The sequence below is a fragment of the Rhizobacter sp. J219 genome, assembly GCF_024700055.1.
Taxonomy (GTDB): Bacteria; Pseudomonadota; Gammaproteobacteria; order Burkholderiales; family Burkholderiaceae_C; genus Rhizobacter.
Genome location: NZ_JAJOND010000001.1, coordinates 3,640,737 through 3,655,442, shown reverse-complemented (window position 1 = coordinate 3,655,442; position 14,706 = coordinate 3,640,737). Strand labels below are relative to the sequence as shown.

General features: G+C 68.6%; 17 protein-coding genes. 6 read left to right on the top strand and 11 right to left on the bottom strand.

The annotated features are described in order from the left end of the window. Nucleotides 1–19 precede the first annotated feature (19 nt). Nucleotides 20–796, top strand: a complete 777-nt coding sequence (locus LRS03_RS17265) for a helix-turn-helix domain-containing protein (protein WP_257826984.1) — start codon at nucleotides 20–22, stop codon at nucleotides 794–796. Here LRS03_RS17265 and LRS03_RS17260 read toward each other — a convergent pair. The 7 genes from LRS03_RS17260 to LRS03_RS17230 all read right to left on the bottom strand — a co-directional run bounded on the left by LRS03_RS17260 (nucleotide 688) and on the right by LRS03_RS17230 (nucleotide 6,400). Next, nucleotides 688–1,224 (bottom strand): helix-turn-helix domain-containing protein, encoded by a 537-nt coding sequence (locus LRS03_RS17260; RefSeq protein WP_257826983.1) that lies wholly within the window; start codon nucleotides 1,222–1,224, stop codon nucleotides 688–690. The genes LRS03_RS17265 and LRS03_RS17260 overlap by 109 nt on opposite strands. After that, nucleotides 1,224–1,574 (bottom strand): hypothetical protein, encoded by a 351-nt coding sequence (locus LRS03_RS17255; protein ID WP_257826981.1) that lies wholly within the window; start codon nucleotides 1,572–1,574, stop codon nucleotides 1,224–1,226. The genes LRS03_RS17260 and LRS03_RS17255 overlap by 1 nt, the downstream gene beginning before the upstream one ends. 149 nt (nucleotides 1,575–1,723) lie before the next feature. Continuing rightward, a complete protein-coding gene (locus LRS03_RS17250; protein ID WP_257826980.1) occupies nucleotides 1,724–2,179 on the bottom strand; it encodes a sensor histidine kinase in 456 nt (151 codons plus the stop codon). Further along, complete coding sequence (locus tag LRS03_RS17245) at nucleotides 2,064–3,371, bottom strand: PAS domain-containing sensor histidine kinase (RefSeq protein ID WP_257826978.1); 1,308 nt, start codon at nucleotides 3,369–3,371, stop codon at nucleotides 2,064–2,066. Before LRS03_RS17245 ends, LRS03_RS17250 begins: the two co-directional genes overlap by 116 nt. Next, nucleotides 3,368–4,570 carry a CaiB/BaiF CoA transferase family protein gene (locus LRS03_RS17240; protein ID WP_257826975.1) on the bottom strand — a complete coding sequence of 401 codons (1,203 nt, stop codon included), beginning with the start codon at nucleotides 4,568–4,570 and terminating at the stop codon, nucleotides 3,368–3,370. Before LRS03_RS17240 ends, LRS03_RS17245 begins: the two co-directional genes overlap by 4 nt. 18 nt (nucleotides 4,571–4,588) lie before the next feature. Continuing rightward, nucleotides 4,589–5,443 (bottom strand): 23S rRNA (adenine(2030)-N(6))-methyltransferase RlmJ, encoded by an 855-nt coding sequence (locus LRS03_RS17235; RefSeq protein WP_257826974.1) that lies wholly within the window; start codon nucleotides 5,441–5,443, stop codon nucleotides 4,589–4,591. Between the two features lie 6 nt (nucleotides 5,444–5,449). Then, complete coding sequence (locus LRS03_RS17230) at nucleotides 5,450–6,400, bottom strand: LysR family transcriptional regulator (protein ID WP_257826973.1); 951 nt, start codon at nucleotides 6,398–6,400, stop codon at nucleotides 5,450–5,452. Nucleotides 6,401–6,504: 104 nt separating this feature from the next. On the opposite strand from LRS03_RS17230, the gene LRS03_RS17225 reads away from it, so the two are divergent. After that, on the top strand, nucleotides 6,505–7,512 hold the full coding sequence (locus tag LRS03_RS17225; protein WP_257826972.1) for a zinc-binding alcohol dehydrogenase family protein: 1,008 nt from the start codon (nucleotides 6,505–6,507) through the stop codon (nucleotides 7,510–7,512). Here LRS03_RS17225 and LRS03_RS17220 read toward each other — a convergent pair. Beyond that, a complete protein-coding gene (locus LRS03_RS17220) occupies nucleotides 7,509–8,093 on the bottom strand; it encodes an MOSC domain-containing protein (protein ID WP_257826970.1) in 585 nt (194 codons plus the stop codon). The two genes, LRS03_RS17225 and LRS03_RS17220, sit on opposite strands and share 4 nt — an antisense overlap. A 31-nt stretch (nucleotides 8,094–8,124) precedes the next feature. After that, nucleotides 8,125–8,604, bottom strand: coding sequence for a substrate-binding domain-containing protein (locus LRS03_RS17215; RefSeq protein WP_257826969.1), 480 nt, complete (start codon nucleotides 8,602–8,604; stop codon nucleotides 8,125–8,127). Nucleotides 8,605–9,235: 631 nt separating this feature from the next. On the opposite strand from LRS03_RS17215, the gene LRS03_RS17210 reads away from it, so the two are divergent. Beyond that, entirely contained in the window at nucleotides 9,236–11,098 is a 1,863-nt protein-coding gene (locus LRS03_RS17210; protein WP_257826968.1) for a phosphoenolpyruvate carboxykinase (GTP), read from the top strand. A gap of 117 nt (nucleotides 11,099–11,215) precedes the next feature. Here the strand turns inward: LRS03_RS17210 and LRS03_RS17205 are convergent, their stop codons facing one another. Next, the gene (locus tag LRS03_RS17205; protein ID WP_257826967.1) at nucleotides 11,216–11,461 is read right to left on the bottom strand and encodes a hypothetical protein; all 246 of its coding nucleotides are present in this window, start codon (nucleotides 11,459–11,461) and stop codon (nucleotides 11,216–11,218) included. 142 nt (nucleotides 11,462–11,603) lie between these two features. Here LRS03_RS17205 and LRS03_RS17200 point away from each other — a divergent pair, with 142 nt between their 5' ends. From LRS03_RS17200 to LRS03_RS17190, 3 genes are read left to right on the top strand one after another with little or no spacing between them, the layout of a single operon-like run. Continuing rightward, entirely contained in the window at nucleotides 11,604–12,572 is a 969-nt protein-coding gene (locus LRS03_RS17200) for a LysR family transcriptional regulator (RefSeq protein ID WP_257826965.1), read from the top strand. A gap of 1 nt (nucleotide 12,573) precedes the next feature. Beyond that, nucleotides 12,574–13,317 carry a UPF0149 family protein gene (locus LRS03_RS17195; protein ID WP_257826963.1) on the top strand — a complete coding sequence of 248 codons (744 nt, stop codon included), beginning with the start codon at nucleotides 12,574–12,576 and terminating at the stop codon, nucleotides 13,315–13,317. 12 nt (nucleotides 13,318–13,329) lie between these two features. After that, the gene (locus LRS03_RS17190) at nucleotides 13,330–14,103 is read left to right on the top strand and encodes a metallophosphoesterase (RefSeq protein WP_257826962.1); all 774 of its coding nucleotides are present in this window, start codon (nucleotides 13,330–13,332) and stop codon (nucleotides 14,101–14,103) included. On the opposite strand, the gene LRS03_RS17185 is transcribed toward LRS03_RS17190, so the two are convergent. Beyond that, on the bottom strand, nucleotides 14,073–14,705 hold the full coding sequence (locus LRS03_RS17185) for a TetR/AcrR family transcriptional regulator (protein ID WP_257826959.1): 633 nt from the start codon (nucleotides 14,703–14,705) through the stop codon (nucleotides 14,073–14,075). The two genes, LRS03_RS17190 and LRS03_RS17185, sit on opposite strands and share 31 nt — an antisense overlap. Between the last annotated feature and the right edge of the window lies 1 nt (nucleotide 14,706).

Genomic DNA, 14,706 nt, shown 5'->3' with positions numbered 1-14,706 from the left:
ACTTTTGGAGGGCTTCTCGATGAGCACCACGCAGGACCTGGTCACGGCGGTGAAGGCCGAACTCAAGGCCGCCGGCATCACCTACGCCGAGCTGGCCGGGCACCTGGACATGTCGGAGTCGAGCATCAAGCGCGTCTTCGCCAAGGCCGACATGCCGCTGTCACGCATCGACGACGTGCTGCGGGTCTTGAAGATGGATTTCGCCGAGCTCGCCCGCAAGGTCGCCGACGCTCAACCGCTGCGCCGCGAACTGACGCTCGACCAGGAGAAGGCGGTGGTGGCCGACCGGCGCCTGCTGCTGATGGCGATCTGCTGCCTGAGCCAGTGGACCTTCGAGCAGGTGGTCGCGACCTACACCTTCACCGAGGCCGAGTGCATCAAGTACCTCACGCAGCTCGACAAGCTCGGCATCATCGAGCTGCGCCCGATGAACCGCTACCGCCTGCAGGTGGCCAAGACCTTCCGCTGGCGGCCGCACGGGCCGGTGATGGACTTCTTCCGCGAGCACGTGGTCGACGACTACTTCAGTGGCGGCTTCGACGGCGAAGGCGAGATGCTGATGCTGGTGCACGGCCAGGTCGGCAAGAGCCTCGCGGCCACCTTCATGGAGCGGCTGCAGCGTGTGGGGCAGGACTTCGCCCAGCAGCACCTGGCCGACCAGCGCCTGCCGCCCGACCAGAAGCGGCCCTACACCTTGGTGGTGGGGATGAGGTCGTGGCTGTTTGCGGCGTTTCGCGACTTGAAGCGCGACGACACCGCGCTGCTGCCTTCGATCCGCACCGCCCGCGGCGGCTGAATCGCGACCGCGCCGCTCGTGTAGAAGTAGGCGGGCGAGGCGCCGTACGCGTGGGCCCAGATCTTCGAGAAGTGGGCCGAGTCGGTGAAGCCGGCGGCGGCGGCGATCTGGGTGAAGTTGAGGCCCGAGCCGAGCAGGCGTGCGGCGGCGCGGATCTTGAGCGACTGCGAATACTTGCGCAGCGGCAGCCCCATCTCCTGCGTGAAGAGGTGCGACAGGCGGTCGCGCGAGACACACACCGCGTTGGCCAGCTGGGCCACGCCGAGCGTGTGGTCGGCGTCGAGCAATGCGATCACACGCTCGATGCGCGGGTCGATCTTGGGCGGCGGTGGCAGCATGCCGCGCGCCAGGTCGAAGATGCGCCGGTACAGCAGCCGGCTCGTGCGCGAGGTCATCTCGCCGCGGCGGAAGGCGTTGAGCGCAGGCATCACCGGCGCGAAGGCTTCGGGGGCAGCACCTTGTAGCCCGGCTCAGGCAGGAAGGCGAAGGCGCGGTAGAGCGGGTGTTCGGTCGAGGCGTCGATGCAGGCGAAGGGCACACCGCAGGCGTGCAGCCGCTTGGCGACGAAGGGCCGCACGGCCAGGGCGTGCGCCCGCTGCGTCTGGCCGCCGGCTTCGATCTCGAAGGCGGCGTCGGTCAGCGCGAGCAGGAGCGAGGCGCTGTGGCGGGCGCTTTCCGACTCGGTGCCGGTGCTGGTGTAGAGAAAGCCGTCTTCGAAGAGGCGCATGCGGCCCCGCGCCGTGGCGGCGGCATGGCGGGAGTTGGCCAAGCGGTCCACGGGGCTTCCAGCGATGGTTCCAGGGCGGTGCATTTTTTGATTGCACGATCGTGCACAGACATTGTTCGCCGCTCACAGAAGGCGACCTTGTACCGGCTTGTTCTTTTTCGGTGCAGCGGGGGCGGGTTTTCCCGCGACCGCGTGGCGCATCAGGCTGGGGCGGCGCGCAGCGTCACGGTGAAGCGGGCCCAGGCGCCGGCCTCGCTTTCGGCCTCGATGCGCCCGCCCATGCGCTCGATCAACTGGCGGCTGATCGCGAGGCCGATGCCGCTGCCTTCGCCATGGCTGGCGTTGCGGCCGAGGCGGTTGAAGGGCTCGTAGAGGCGGGAGAGCTGCTCCGGCGTCATGCCGGCGCCTTCGTTCCACACCCACAGCACCACCTCGCCCTGCGGGGTGCGTTGCGCTCCCACCTGCACGCGGCCGCGCTCGTGGCCGTACTTGATGGCGTTCGACAACAGGTTGATCACGCACTGGCGCAGCCGCAACGGGTCAGCGTGCACCGGCGGCAGGCCGGGTTCGATCTCGCGCTCGACGACGACCGCGCGCTGGTCGGCCTGCGCCTGCACCATCGCCAGGCTGTCGTCGAGCAGGTGGGGCAGGTTCACCGCGTCCTGCTGCAGCTCGACGGCGCCGATTCTCGATGCGGCTCAGGTCCATCAGGTCGGTGATCAGGCCCAGCAGGTGTTGCCCGGCGCGTTCGATGTGGGCGACACGCTCCTTCTGCTGCGCGGTGAGCGGCGCCCTGTCGTCGAGCTGCATCAGCTGCGCAAACCCGATCACCGCGTTGAGCGGCGTGCGCAGCTCGTGGCTGACCCGCCCGAGGAACTGCGTCTTCATCGCGCTTGCCTGCTCAGCGGCCTGCGCTTGTGCGCGTGCATGCTGTGCGGCCTTGAGCGGCGTGATGTCAACGAAGGTGCCGACCACCCGGCGCACCAGGCCGTCGGAGCGGCGCTCGGCGATGCGGCCCTGGGCGAGCAGCCAGATCCAGTCGCCACTGCTGCCGTCGTCACCGCGGCGGACGCGGAACTCGTCGCTGTAGGGGGCGGCACTCGGGTCTTTCAGGTAGGCGCCGAAACGCTTGCCGGCGGACGCCAGGTCGTCGGGATGGCAGCGCTGCTCGAAGGCGTCGACCGTCACCGGCCCGAAGGCTTCGCGCGTGGTGCCCAGCACCTCGGCCCAGCGGCCGCCCAGCACCAGGCTGCCGGTCACCATGTCACGCTCCCACAGGGCCACACGCCCAGCGTTGATGGCGGTGGCCAGCCATTCGCGCGAATGCTGCAGCTTGGCGATCATCTGCTCGCGCTCGGCCTGCAGCGCCATCTCGGCGCTCACGTCCATCACCTGCACCATGCGCACCGCGCGGCCGCCGTAGGTGAAGTTGTGGCCGCTGACCCGCACGTGGAACACCGTGCCGTCCTTGCGGCGGTGGCGCCACACGCCGGGGATGGTCACGCTCGGCCTCTCGCGCACCTCGCGCGCCATTTCGTGCATGGCCGGCACGTCTTCGGGCGGGCGGATGTCGGCCAGCGTCATCTTCAGCAGCTCGTCCTGCGTGTGGCCGTAGCGGCGCAGCATCGCCCCGTTGACCGCGAGGAAGCGCAGCGTCTCCATGTCGTAGACGAACATGGGGTGGGGGCTCAGGGTGAAGAGCTGTTCGTAGTCGGTGCCGGCCGGCAGCTGCGTGCTGTCGGCGTCGGGCGGGCGCGGCCCACGCCGGCGCAGCCACACCAGGGCGGCGAGCGTGCCCAACGCCAGCACGCCGCCGGTCAGGGCGTAGAGCGGTACGCCGGGGGTCACAGCACGCCGCGTTCGCGCAGGCGGGCTTCCTGCTCGGGCGTGATGCCGATCTCGCGCAGCACGGCGCTGGTGTCTTCGCCGAGCGTCGGGGCGCGGCGGGTGATGCGCCCGGGCGTGGCCGAGAGCTTGGGCACGATGCCCGGCACCTCGAGCGTGAGGCCGTCGGCCGAGGTCACCTGCTGCAGCATGCCGCGGGCGCGGTAGTGCGGGTCTTCGGCGATGTCGCGGGCGGTGTAGAGGCGCCCGCCGGGCACCTGCGCGGCGTTGAGCGCGTCCAGCACCTCGGCGACGCTGCGGGTCTGCGTCCAGGTGCCGATGGCGGCGTCGATCTCGCCGACACGCTTCACGCGCGCCGCGTTGCCCACGAGCGAGGGGTCGTCGGCCCAGTCGGGGCGGCCGATGGTGCGCATGAGGCGCGAGAAGATGCTGTCGCCGTTGCCGGCCACCAGCACCCAGCCGTCGGTGCAGGGGTAGGCGTTGCTGGGGGCGATGCCGGGCAGGGCCGAGCCCGCCGCTTCGCGCACGGTGCCGAAGGCGCTGTACTCGGGCAGCAGGCTTTCCATGCAATTGAAGACCGCCTCGTACAGCGCCACGTCGACCACCTGGCCCGTGCCGGTGGCATGCCGGTGGTGCAGCGCCATCAGGATGCCGATCACGCCGTGCAGCGAGGCAAGCGTGTCGCCGATGCTCACGCCCACGCGCACCGGCACCCGGCCCGGCTCACCGGTGAGGTAGCGCAGGCCGCCCATCGCCTCGGCCACGACGCCGAAGCCCGGCCGGTCCTTGTAGGGCCCGGTCTGGCCGTAGCCGCTGATGCGCAGCATGATGAGCTTCGGGTTGAGTGCGCTCAAGGCTTCGTACGACAGGCCCCAGGCCTCCATCACGCCGGGCTTGAAGTTCTCGATCAGCACGTCGCATTCGGCGGCGAGCTTCTTCACGATGTCGCGCGCTTCGGGCTGCTTCAGGTCGAGCACGAGGCTCTTCTTGTTGCGCGACTGCACCTGCCACCAGACGCTGGTGCCGTTGTGCAGCAGGCGCCATTGGCGCAGCGGGTCGCCGCTGCCGGGCGGCTCGATCTTGATGACCTCGGCGCCGAAGTCGGCGAGCGTCTTGGCGGCGAAGGGGCCGGCGATGAGCTGGCCCATCTCCAGCACTTTGAGGCCGGCGAGGGGCCCGGTCGAGTTGGCGTCGGAAGACATGTCTGGATCGTCAGAAGCTCAGGCGGCCCGCTGTTCTATCAAATAGTTCGCCCCGTCGTACTGCCCAAGCGCTTCCACCAGCCACGGCAACAGTTCCGCCATCTCGTCGTGCAGCGTGTAGGGCGGATTGAGGATGAACATGCCGCTGCCGGCGAGGCCGAAGCCCTGCGAGTCGAGCGGCTGCACCGTGAGCCGCACATGCAGAAAGCCCTTGGGCGCGAGCGCCTCCAGCCGCCGCGGCAACTGTGCCGCTTCGAGCTTGGTGACCTGCGGGTACCAGATCATGTAGACGCCTTCGGCGAACCGCAGCAGCGCTTCGCGCAGCGAGGCGATCACTCGGCCGTAATCGTGGTGGCCTTCGTAGCTTGGGTCCATCAGCACCGCGCCGCGGCGAGAGGGCGGCGGCAGCTGGCCCTTCAGGCCGTCGAAGCCGTCGGCGTTGAACACCTGCACGCCTTTCGCATCACCGACGTAGGAGGCGAGGATGCGGTGGTCGGTGTTGTGCAGCTCGAAGAGGCGCAGCTGGTCCTGCGGGCGCAGCAGCATCTGCGCGAAGGCCGGCGATCCGGGGTACTGCGTGAGCTTGCCGTCGGGGTTGAACTGGCGCACGCAGGCGAGGTAGTCGGCCACGGCTTCGGGCAGTTCTTCGCCGCCCTTCTCCTTTTCCCAGAGCCGGCCGATGCCTTCGACGTATTCGTTTTTCTTCTGCGCGTACTGGCCTTCGAGCGAGTAGCCGCCGGCGCCGGCGTGGGTGTCGACCAGGCGGTAGGGCTTGTCTTTCTGGTTCAGGTAGCGCAACACGCGCATGAAGACGATGTGCTTGAGCACGTCGGCGTGGTTGCCCGCGTGGAAGGCGTGTCGGTAGGCGAGCATGGGCGGTCAGGGTGGCGAGGACACCGCATTGTCGGCTGGTTGATCAGCTTCATCGATGGTGGCGAACTGCGCCACCAGCTCGTCGAGCAGCCGGCGCACGCGCAGCGGCAGGTGGCGCTGCGCCGGCACGATCGCGTGCAGCGGGTAGCGCAGGCCCTGCCACTGCGGCATCAGCTCGACCAGGCGGCCGGCGCGCAGGTCGGCCAGCACGTCGAGGCGCGCCTTCTGCGCAATGCCCAGGCCCTGCACCGCCCACTCGCGCACCAGCCCGCCGTCGTCGGCGCGGCGGTTGCCGGCCACCTTGACCGTGAACTCGGCCCCGTCGCGCTGAAACACCCACTGCGTGTGCGGACGTTCGGCGCGGTGCAGCGTGAGGCAGTTGTGCTGGGCCAGCTCGCGCGGGTGCTGCGGGGTGCCGTGCCGGGCCAGGTAGTCGGGCGAAGCGACGAGGGCCGATTGGGTGACGTGCAGGCGGCGCGCGACGAGGTTGGAGTCGTGCAGATCGCCGTAGCGCACGGCGATGTCGACGCGGTCGCGCAGCAGGTCCTGCCGCACGTCGCTCACCTGCAGCGCGATGCGCAGGCCCGGGTGGCGGGCGAGGATGTCGTCGAGCATCAGGCTCAGCACCTGGCGGCCCAGGTCGGCTGGGGCGGCGAGGTGCACTTCGCCTTCCAGCCGCTCGCGCTGGGCGCCGAGCAGCGAGCGGGCGTCGTCGAGCACCCCCAGGGCGCGCTCGGCGTGCTCGCGCAGCAGTTCGCCTTCGGGCGTGAGGCGCATCGAGCGGGTCGAGCGTTCGACGAGGCGTACCGAGAGGGCCGCTTCCAGTCGCTTCAGCGCTGCGCTGGCCGCCGCCGGGGTCAGCTGCAGCTGGCGCGCCGCCGCGCTCAAGGTGCCGGCGTTGGCCAAGCGCACGAAGAGCTGCAGTTGCGAGAGCTGGAGGTCGGGCGGCAGGTTCATCTTCAAAAATGAGTTGAAGCTGATTGTGATTGGAGATGGATTATCAAATCCGGCAGCGGCTTCTACAGTGCCTGCACGCTCATTTCCCATTTGCTGGAGCCGCCATGAAAGCCGTTGCCTACCGCCAGTCCCTGCCCATCGACCACGCCGAATCGCTGCTCGACGTGACCCTGCCCGACCCGACCCCCGGCCCGCGCGACCTGCTGGTCGAGGTCAAGGCCATCTCGGTCAACCCCGTCGACACCAAGGTGCGCAAGCGCGCCGCCCCGCCGGCCGGCGAGGTGAAGGTGCTGGGCTGGGACGCGAGCGGTGTGGTCAAGGCGGTCGGTGCGCAGGTGACGCTCTTCAAGCCGGGCGACAAGGTCTGGTACGCCGGCGACATCACCCGCCCGGGCAGCAACGCCGAGCTGCAGTGCGTGGACGAGCGCATCGTCGGCCACCTGCCGAAGAGTCTGTCGTTCGCGCAAGGCGCGGCGCTGCCGCTGACGGCGATCACCGCCTGGGAGGTGCTGTTCGACCGGCTCGAGATCGACCTCGATACGCGTGGCGCGCTGCTGATCGTGGGCGCCGCGGGTGGGGTCGGCTCCATCATGACGCAGCTGGCCCGCCAGCTGACCGGGCTCACGGTGATCGGCACCGCGTCGCGGCCCGAAACGCAGGCCTGGGTGAAGGAGCTTGGCGCGCACCATGTGATCGACCACGCCAAGCCGCTGACCGAAGAGCTGGCGCGCATCGGCGTGCCGGCCGTCACGCACGTGGCCAGCCTCACGCAGACGCACCTGCACTACGCCGAGATCGTCAAGGCACTTGCGCCCCAAGGCCGCCTGGGCCTGATCGACGATCCGGCCCAGCCACTCGACGTGATGCTGCTCAAGGGCAAGAGCCTGTCGCTGCGCTGGGAGTCGATGTTCACCCGTTCGATGTTCCAGACGCCCGACATGCAGGCCCAGCATGCACTCCTGGAGCGTGTGGCCGAGATGGTGGACGAGGGCCGGGTGCGCACCACGCTGGCCGAACACTTCGGCCCCATCAACGCGGCCAACCTCAAGCGCGCCCACGCCTTCATCGAAAGCGGCACGGCGCGCGGCAAGGTGGTGTTGGAAGGCTTCTAGAGCTTGTTGCGGTGCAGCCGGGAGAGGAACAGCTCCCGGATGCCCACTTCGCGCGGCCCGGGGATCAGCTCGAACGACTGCCCGGCCTGCAGCGTGCCCGGCACGCGCACCGCGAGGTAGAAGCCGCACCAGCCGTTCTGGCCCATCAGCTTGGTGGCCTGGTTGAAGCCCATTGCGTGGTTGAACTTGAAGCAGGGAAAGCGCGGCTCGCTCACCGCGAGTTCGCAGTCGGGGAAGCGCAGCACGTCGCCGACCCAGGCCTGGTCTTCCAGGAGGCCGCTGATCGTCAGGTTCTCGCCGATCGAGCCGGGCGGCAGTGCTTCGTCCCACAGCGCCACCTTGGCCTGGGCGCGCACCGTCTGCCAGAAGGGGTAGTGCTCGACCGGGTACGCGTAGACCGCCTTGGACAGCCCGCCGTGCACCGAGAGGTCGGCCTGCTCGTCACCCTCCAGGCCCAGCGGCCTGACCGCCACCGGCTGCGGCACCGGCCGTTTGCCAATGCCGGTCATGACACGGCGGCCGGCGATGTCGACCTCGCGGGCGAGGCTGACGTTGACGCTGAAAAGGCTCCGGGTCGGCATGGGCCGGCATCATGCCGCACGCCGGCGGGGGTCAGCGGGGAGAGGGCTTCCAGCCGCGCACGCTGCCCGCCACCCGCGCGCCCTGCGGACCCCCGACCCACTGGCCGAAGAGCTTGGCCGCCGGGTGGTTGACGCGGAAGGAGCGCATGAAGTGCACCTCGGTCGCGAGGCGCGGGTCACCCTCCACCATCAGCGCGAAGGGCTTGCGGGCCTTGGCAAGCCACACGCCGCGTTCGACCAGCGTGTAGGCGTTTTCGGCGAGAGCCTGGTCCAGCGGGCTGCCCTTGGCTTCGACGAACCAGGGCGCGGCCGGCGACACCTTGGCCGCGTGCCACAGTTTCAGGCTGGCGATCTGCGCACCGCAGCCGCTTGGCGCGCCGATGAACCGCGCCTGGGCCTCGGCGAGGCGCGCGAGTGCCGCGGCCACGTCACGTTCACCCGCAATGCCGACCGGGTCCTTGGCCTTTTTGCCGGTGCCTTCCATCGGGCCGACCAGCACGAGGTCACCCACGGCGAGGCGGCGCCGGTCGTGCGCGAGGCCTTTTTTCTCCAGGGACGCTTCGAGTTCCGGGGGCGTTGGTCATCGCGGCATCGAGTTTCGCCGCGCTCCAGCGATTCGAGTAGCTCGGCGCTGCGGCCAGGCACGAGCTGCACGGCCACGCCAGTGTCGCGCCCGAAGGATTTCTGAAACTGCGGGGCCAGGCCCGATTCGATCAAGGCCTGCTCGGCCCCCAGGCGCAGCGGATCGCTCAGCGACTTGCGCTGCACCGCATGGGCGGCAGGCAGGCCGGCAGACGCGAGCGCGGCGAGAACCAGTCGGCGGGAGGTCGTCATGCCGTGCATCTTAAAAGCCGCGTGCCCGCGAAGTAACTGCCCGCACGTTCGACGCCGCGGAACAAGTTCACATGCGGGCTGCATGGGGCTATGCAAACTTTGCATGGCCCCCTGCGACCCGGTGGTTACCGCACGATTACATTCGCAAGACAATCATTTCGCGACCCCCTCCACCCCTGGGTCGCACGTCGATTGCTCCGCCAACAGCGGTAGCCCAAGCGGCATGGGGCGAGCCCCCCGCACCGACCTTTTCCGGTGCATGAGGTTCGCCCGATCCCGCTTTTTCAACTTTGATGATTGGACCCACGATGAACCGACCCGTCATGGAAGGCCTGCGCTTGAACGTACCGGCCTATGTCAAACATCCCCGGCTGGTCGCCTGGGTGGCCGAGATCGCTGCACTCACCGAAGCGAAAGACGTGTATTGGTGCGACGGCAGCAAGGAAGAGTACGACCGCCTGTGCGCCCAGCTCGTGGCCGCCGGTACCTTCAAGAAACTCAACCCGGAGCTGCGCCCCAACAGCTACCTGGCCGTGACCAGCCCGAGCGATGTGGCGCGCGTCGAAGACCGCACCTTCATTTGCAGCGAGAAGAAAGAAGACGCCGGCCCCACCAACAACTGGATGGCCCCGGCCGAGATGCGCGAGCTGCTTCAGACGGGTGAGAAGGCGCTCTTCAAGGGCGCCATGAAAGGCCGCACGCTGTATGTCGTGCCGTTCAGCATGGGCCCGCTCGGCTCGCCGATCGCACACATCGGCGTCGAGCTGTCCGACAGCGCCTATGTCGCGGTCAACATGAAGATCATGACCCGCATGGGCCGCGCCGTGCTCGACGTGCTCGGCGAAGATGGCCATTTCGTGCCTTGCGTGCACACCGTGGGTGCTCCGCTTGAAGCCGGTCAGAAGGATGTGGCCTGGCCCTGCAGCGAGACCAAGTACATCGTCCACTACCCGCAGACGCAGGAGATCTGGTCGTATGGCTCGGGCTACGGCGGCAACGCGCTGCTGGGCAAGAAGTGCTTCGCCCTGCGCATCGCCTCGACCATGGGCCGTGCCCAGGGCTGGCTGGCCGAGCACATGCTGATCCTCGGCGTGACCTCGCCGCAGGGCAAGAAGTACCACGTTGCCGCCGCCTTCCCGAGCGCCTGCGGCAAGACCAATTTCGCGATGCTGATCCCGCCGGCCGGCTTCAACGGCTGGAAGGTGACCACCATCGGTGACGACATCGCCTGGGTGAAGCCGCAAGCCGACGGTTCGCTGCGCGCCATCAACCCGGAAGCCGGCTACTTCGGCGTGGCCCCTGGCACCAACACGCTGACCAACCCGAACTGCATGAAGTCGCTGAACCGCGACGTGATCTTCACCAACGTGGCGCTGACCGACGACGGCGACGTCTGGTGGGAAGGCATGGGCGACGCGCCCAAGCACTGCATCGACTGGCAAGGCAAGGACTGGACGCCCCAGATCGCCAAGGAAACCGGTGCCAAGGCAGCGCATCCCAACGCCCGCTTCACCGTCGCCGCCACCAACAACCCGGCGCTCGACAGTGAGTGGGACAACCCGGCCGGCGTGAAGATCGACGCCTTCATCTTCGGCGGCCGCCGCTCGACCACCGTGCCGCTCGTCACCGAGGCGCGTAACTGGACCGAAGGCGTCTACATGGCCGCCACCATGGGCTCGGAAACCACCGCCGCGGCCTTCGGCCAGCAAGGCGTCGTGCGCCGCGACCCGTTCGCCATGCTGCCCTTCATGGGCTACAACATGAGCGACTACTTCCAGCACTGGCTGGACCTCGGCGCCAAGCTCGAAGCCCAAGGCGCCACGCTGCCCAAGATCTTCTGCGTCAACTGGTTCCGCAAGGGCGCCGACGGCAAGTTCATCTGGCCGGGATATGGCGAGAACATGCGCGTGCTGAAGTGGGTGCTGGACCGCGTCGAAGGCACGGGCCAGGGGGTCGAGAACATCTTCGGCACCACCCCGCGCTACCAGGACATCACCTGGACAGGCCTCGATTTCAGCGCTGAGCAGTACGAGCAGGTCACCAACATCGACAAGGCTGCCTGGCTGACCGAACTCGGCCTCCACGATGAGCTGTTCAAGCAGCTCGCCTACCACCTGCCGGCCGAGCTGACCGCCACCAAGGCCAAGCTCGAGGCCCGTCTGGCCGCCTGACCGGCCGCCCGGCGGACACACAGAGGCGCCCTCGTGGCGCCTTTTTCGTTCCGATCGACGGGCCAACAAAAAAGCCCGCTGACGCGGGCTTTTTCTCCGGTGCCTTGCGGCGGGGGATCAGCTGTACAGCATCTCGTGGCGGTCGGCAGCGGCATACAGCTCGGAGGCGAAGCGCGGGTCGCTGCTTTCGATGCGGTGAGCCAGTGCTCGCACCCGAGCGGCTTCACGCGACGGATAGCGCGGTGCCGGCGTGCCGGAGGGCAGCGCATTCAGCAGAGCGGCCACCCATTCGCCGATCACGGCGGCGAGGCGCGGTGCCGTGCGGGGTTGCGGGATCTGGAGGCTGATGGTCGTGGTGGTCATGGTGTGCTCCTTCGGGGCAACTTCTGCAACTCACAGAGAGTTCGCATTGGGATGAATCCTAGGGAAACTACTAATGCGCGTCCAATCAAGAATGTGAATCGGTGATATTCACAAAGCGCATGTCGGCACAAAATCACGGACCATGAACTTCAAGACGCTCGACCTGAACCTGCTGCGTGTGTTCGACGCCGTGATGGCCGAGCGCAACCTGACCCGCGCCGCTACCCGCCTGGCGCTGACCCAGCCGGCGGTGAGCAACGCGTTGCGGCGCTTCAAGGAGTCGGTGGGTGAGGAGCTGCTGACCCGCGCCACCCACGGCGTGGTGCCGACGCCGTTTGCCGAGAAGTTGTGGCCACAGGTGCGCGCCGCGCTCGACCAGCTGCGCTCGGCACTCGACCCGGGCGACTTCGACCCCCAGCGCGACGCGGTCAGCTTCCGCCTGGCGATGGCCGATGCAACGGCCGCCGTGCTGTTGCCGCCGCTCATCGACCACATCGAAGCCCAGCAGGCGCTGGTCAACCTGCGGGTGATCCCGCTCACCACCCGCGACCCGCGTTCGCTGGTGGAGCGCGGAGAGATCGACGTGGCGGTCGGCTACTTTCCCGAGGCGATCGCCGAGCTGGTGTCGCAAGGGGCCCAGAGCGCGCTGCGGCATCAGCGCCTGAACGAAAGCGAATACGTCTGCGTGATGCGGGCTGGGCACCCGCTGGCCGAGGGCGAGCTGACGCTGGACGCCTTCTGTCAGGCCCACCACCTGCTCGTGAGCTTTTCCGGTCGGCCACACGGTTTCGTCGACCAGGCGCTGGCGGCGCTCAACCGCACCCGCCGCATCGTGCTGACGGTCAACCAGTTCTTCACCGCCGGCCGGGTGGTCGCGCGCAGCGACCTGCTGACGGTGCTGCCGGCATCGTTCGTCGTCGCCACGGGCTACCAGTCCCAGCTGGTGGAGCGGCCCTTGCCAATGCCGATGGCGCGCATCCACGTCGAGGCGATGTGGCACATGCGGCACGACCGCGTCAGCGCGCACGAGTGGCTGCGCGATCGCCTGGTCGAGGCCTCGCAGCCACGCCCTGGCGTGACAATCCCGGCTTCCCCCGCTTCTGCTGACTGACATGGCCACCCACGCCGACCTGACCGATGCCGAGTTCGCCGAACTCGACGACCTGCTTGCGTCCACGCCCGAGCCGCTGCAGCCGCTCGATGCGGTGATGCTCGACGGCTTCCTCTGCGGCGTGATCGTGCAGCCGGTGCTGCTGGAGCCCGCCGCGTGGATGCCGCATGTGTTCGACATGAACGGCGAGCTGCTGCCCGACGATGTGGACGCGGCCTGGCACACGCGCGTGTCCGAGCTGATCCTGCGCCGCCACGCCGCCCTCAACCGGACCCTGGCCGAAGACGGCTGGTTCGATCCGCTGATCCTGGAGATGGACGACGAAGCGCCTGCCGAGCCGTTGCCGGCCGACGAACCCGACCCCTGGGCGGGGGTGAGCGAGGTGTCGCGGCCGGTGGCGCCTTGGGTGGCCGGTTTCCATTTCGCCACCATCTGCTTTGCCGACCTCACCGAGATCGCGGACGACGCGGTGATGGCCGCGCTGGCCCGCGTCTTTCGCCACCTGCCGGCCGAGACCGACGAAGAGCGAGAAGTCGTGGCCACGCTCGACCGCGAGCAGCCGCTGAAGACGCTCGACGACGCGATCGAGGAACTCGTGGCCTCGGTGGCCGACCTCTACGACCTCACAATGGACGAGCGCTACAAGGTCGAGACCATCCGCCGCGAGGAGCCCAAGGTCGGCCGCAACGACCCGTGCCCCTGCGGCAGCGGCAAGAAGTTCAAGCAGTGCCACGGCGCTGCCTGAGCCCGGCCTTCCGTGCGTCTGCAACTGCTGTCCGACCTGCACCTCGAAACCGAGGACTTCCGGCCCGAGCCGGCGCCTGGTGCGGAGATGCTGGTCCTGGGGGGCGACATCGACAGCACCTGGCAGGGCCTCGCCCAATTCGGCAGCTGGCCCGTGCCGGTGCTGATGGTCGCCGGCAACCACGAGTTCGACGACCGCGATGTCGACACCACCTGGCCGCTGCTGCGTGAGCACTGCGCCTCGCTCGGCATCACTTTGCTGGAACGCGAAAGCAGGGTCATCGCCGACCGGCAGGGTCGTCGTGTCCGCTTCGTCTCGACGGTGCGCTGGTGCGATTTCGACGCGTTCGGCACCGCGCAGCGCGACAAGGCGATGCGCGCCGGCAGCTATTTCATGCGCGTCCAGCGCTCCACGCGCGGTGGGCTGCCCTTCGATGCGGAACGGGTGCGCGAGGAGGGCCTCGCCTGCCGCGACTGGCTCGCGCAAGAGCTGGCGCGTGACACGACCGGCTGCGACACCACTGTCGCCTTGACCCATTTCGCCCCCAGCCTGCGCAGTGCCGACCCGCGCTACGGCCACCAGTCAGGCACGGCGAGCTTCTGCAACGCCGACGACGACCTGCTGCCGTTCGCCGACGTGTGGATCCACGGCCACCTGCATTGCCGCCACGACTACACCGTGGCCCATGCCGACGGCCGCACGACCCGGGTGGTCTGCAATGCCCGCGGCCACGCGCGCCGCGGCGAGGCCGAGGGTTACGACCCGCTTTTCGTCGTGGAGGTCTGAGCCCGCCCGGCCAGCCCGTCAAAGCAGGTCGACATCAGCATCTCGATGATGCGTTCGTCACTGTGCTGGCCGCTCGCCTTGAGCACGCCCAGCACCGGGTCGCAGGCGCGGGCGAAGAGGGTGTAGAGCACCACCTCCGGTGGCAGCGCCGGGTTCAGGTCGCCGGCCTGCTGGGCTGCGACGATCCACTCGCCCAGGCGGTCGCTCACGTCCATCAGCCGGTCGAGGTAGGGCTTGTTGGCCATCAGCGAGGCGCGCAGTGCGGAGTTCTGCGCCGGCAGGGAGGGCATTTCGCCGGCGAGCTGCACTTGCATCGTCCAGCGGGCGACCGCCTGCAGCTGCTCGACGGCCCGGGCGCCGGGCGGCAGGGTGTCCATGAAGGCCTGGGCGCGTTGCAGCACCCGCACCATCGCCGCGCCGGCGAGTTCTTCCTTGGAACTGAAGTGCTTGTAGAGGCTGGCCTTGGCGATGCCGACGTCGGCCGCCACCTCGTCGACGGTCATGACGTCGAAGCCTTTTTCCGCCAGCAGGCGGTTGACCGAAGCGAGGATCGCATCCTCGCGTGCACGCAGCACCTGCTCCTTGAACGACACCTTGGCCATC

Bases quoted from the DNA above. Each gene is read 5' to 3' on its own strand.
- LRS03_RS17260 (WP_257826983.1), bottom strand. From the start codon at position 1,224: ATGCCTGCGCTCAACGCCTTCCGCCGCGGCGAGATGACCTCGCGCACG.
- LRS03_RS17225 (WP_257826972.1), top strand. From the start codon at position 6,505: ATGAAAGCCGTTGCCTACCGCCAGTCCCTGCCCATCGACCACGCCGAA.
- LRS03_RS17240 (WP_257826975.1), bottom strand. From the start codon at position 4,570: ATGTCTTCCGACGCCAACTCGACCGGGCCCCTCGCCGGCCTCAAAGTG.
- LRS03_RS17230 (WP_257826973.1), bottom strand. From the start codon at position 6,400: ATGAACCTGCCGCCCGACCTCCAGCTCTCGCAACTGCAGCTCTTCGTG.
- LRS03_RS17210 (WP_257826968.1), top strand. From the start codon at position 9,236: ATGAACCGACCCGTCATGGAAGGCCTGCGCTTGAACGTACCGGCCTAT.
- LRS03_RS17220 (WP_257826970.1), bottom strand. From the start codon at position 8,093: ATGCCGACCCGGAGCCTTTTCAGCGTCAACGTCAGCCTCGCCCGCGAG.
- LRS03_RS17185 (WP_257826959.1), bottom strand. From the start codon at position 14,705: ATGGCCAAGGTGTCGTTCAAGGAGCAGGTGCTGCGTGCACGCGAGGAT.
- LRS03_RS17265 (WP_257826984.1), top strand. From the start codon at position 20: ATGAGCACCACGCAGGACCTGGTCACGGCGGTGAAGGCCGAACTCAAG.
- LRS03_RS17205 (WP_257826967.1), bottom strand. From the start codon at position 11,461: ATGACCACCACGACCATCAGCCTCCAGATCCCGCAACCCCGCACGGCA.
- LRS03_RS17195 (WP_257826963.1), top strand. From the start codon at position 12,574: ATGGCCACCCACGCCGACCTGACCGATGCCGAGTTCGCCGAACTCGAC.
- LRS03_RS17200 (WP_257826965.1), top strand. From the start codon at position 11,604: ATGAACTTCAAGACGCTCGACCTGAACCTGCTGCGTGTGTTCGACGCC.
- LRS03_RS17235 (WP_257826974.1), bottom strand. From the start codon at position 5,443: ATGCTCGCCTACCGACACGCCTTCCACGCGGGCAACCACGCCGACGTG.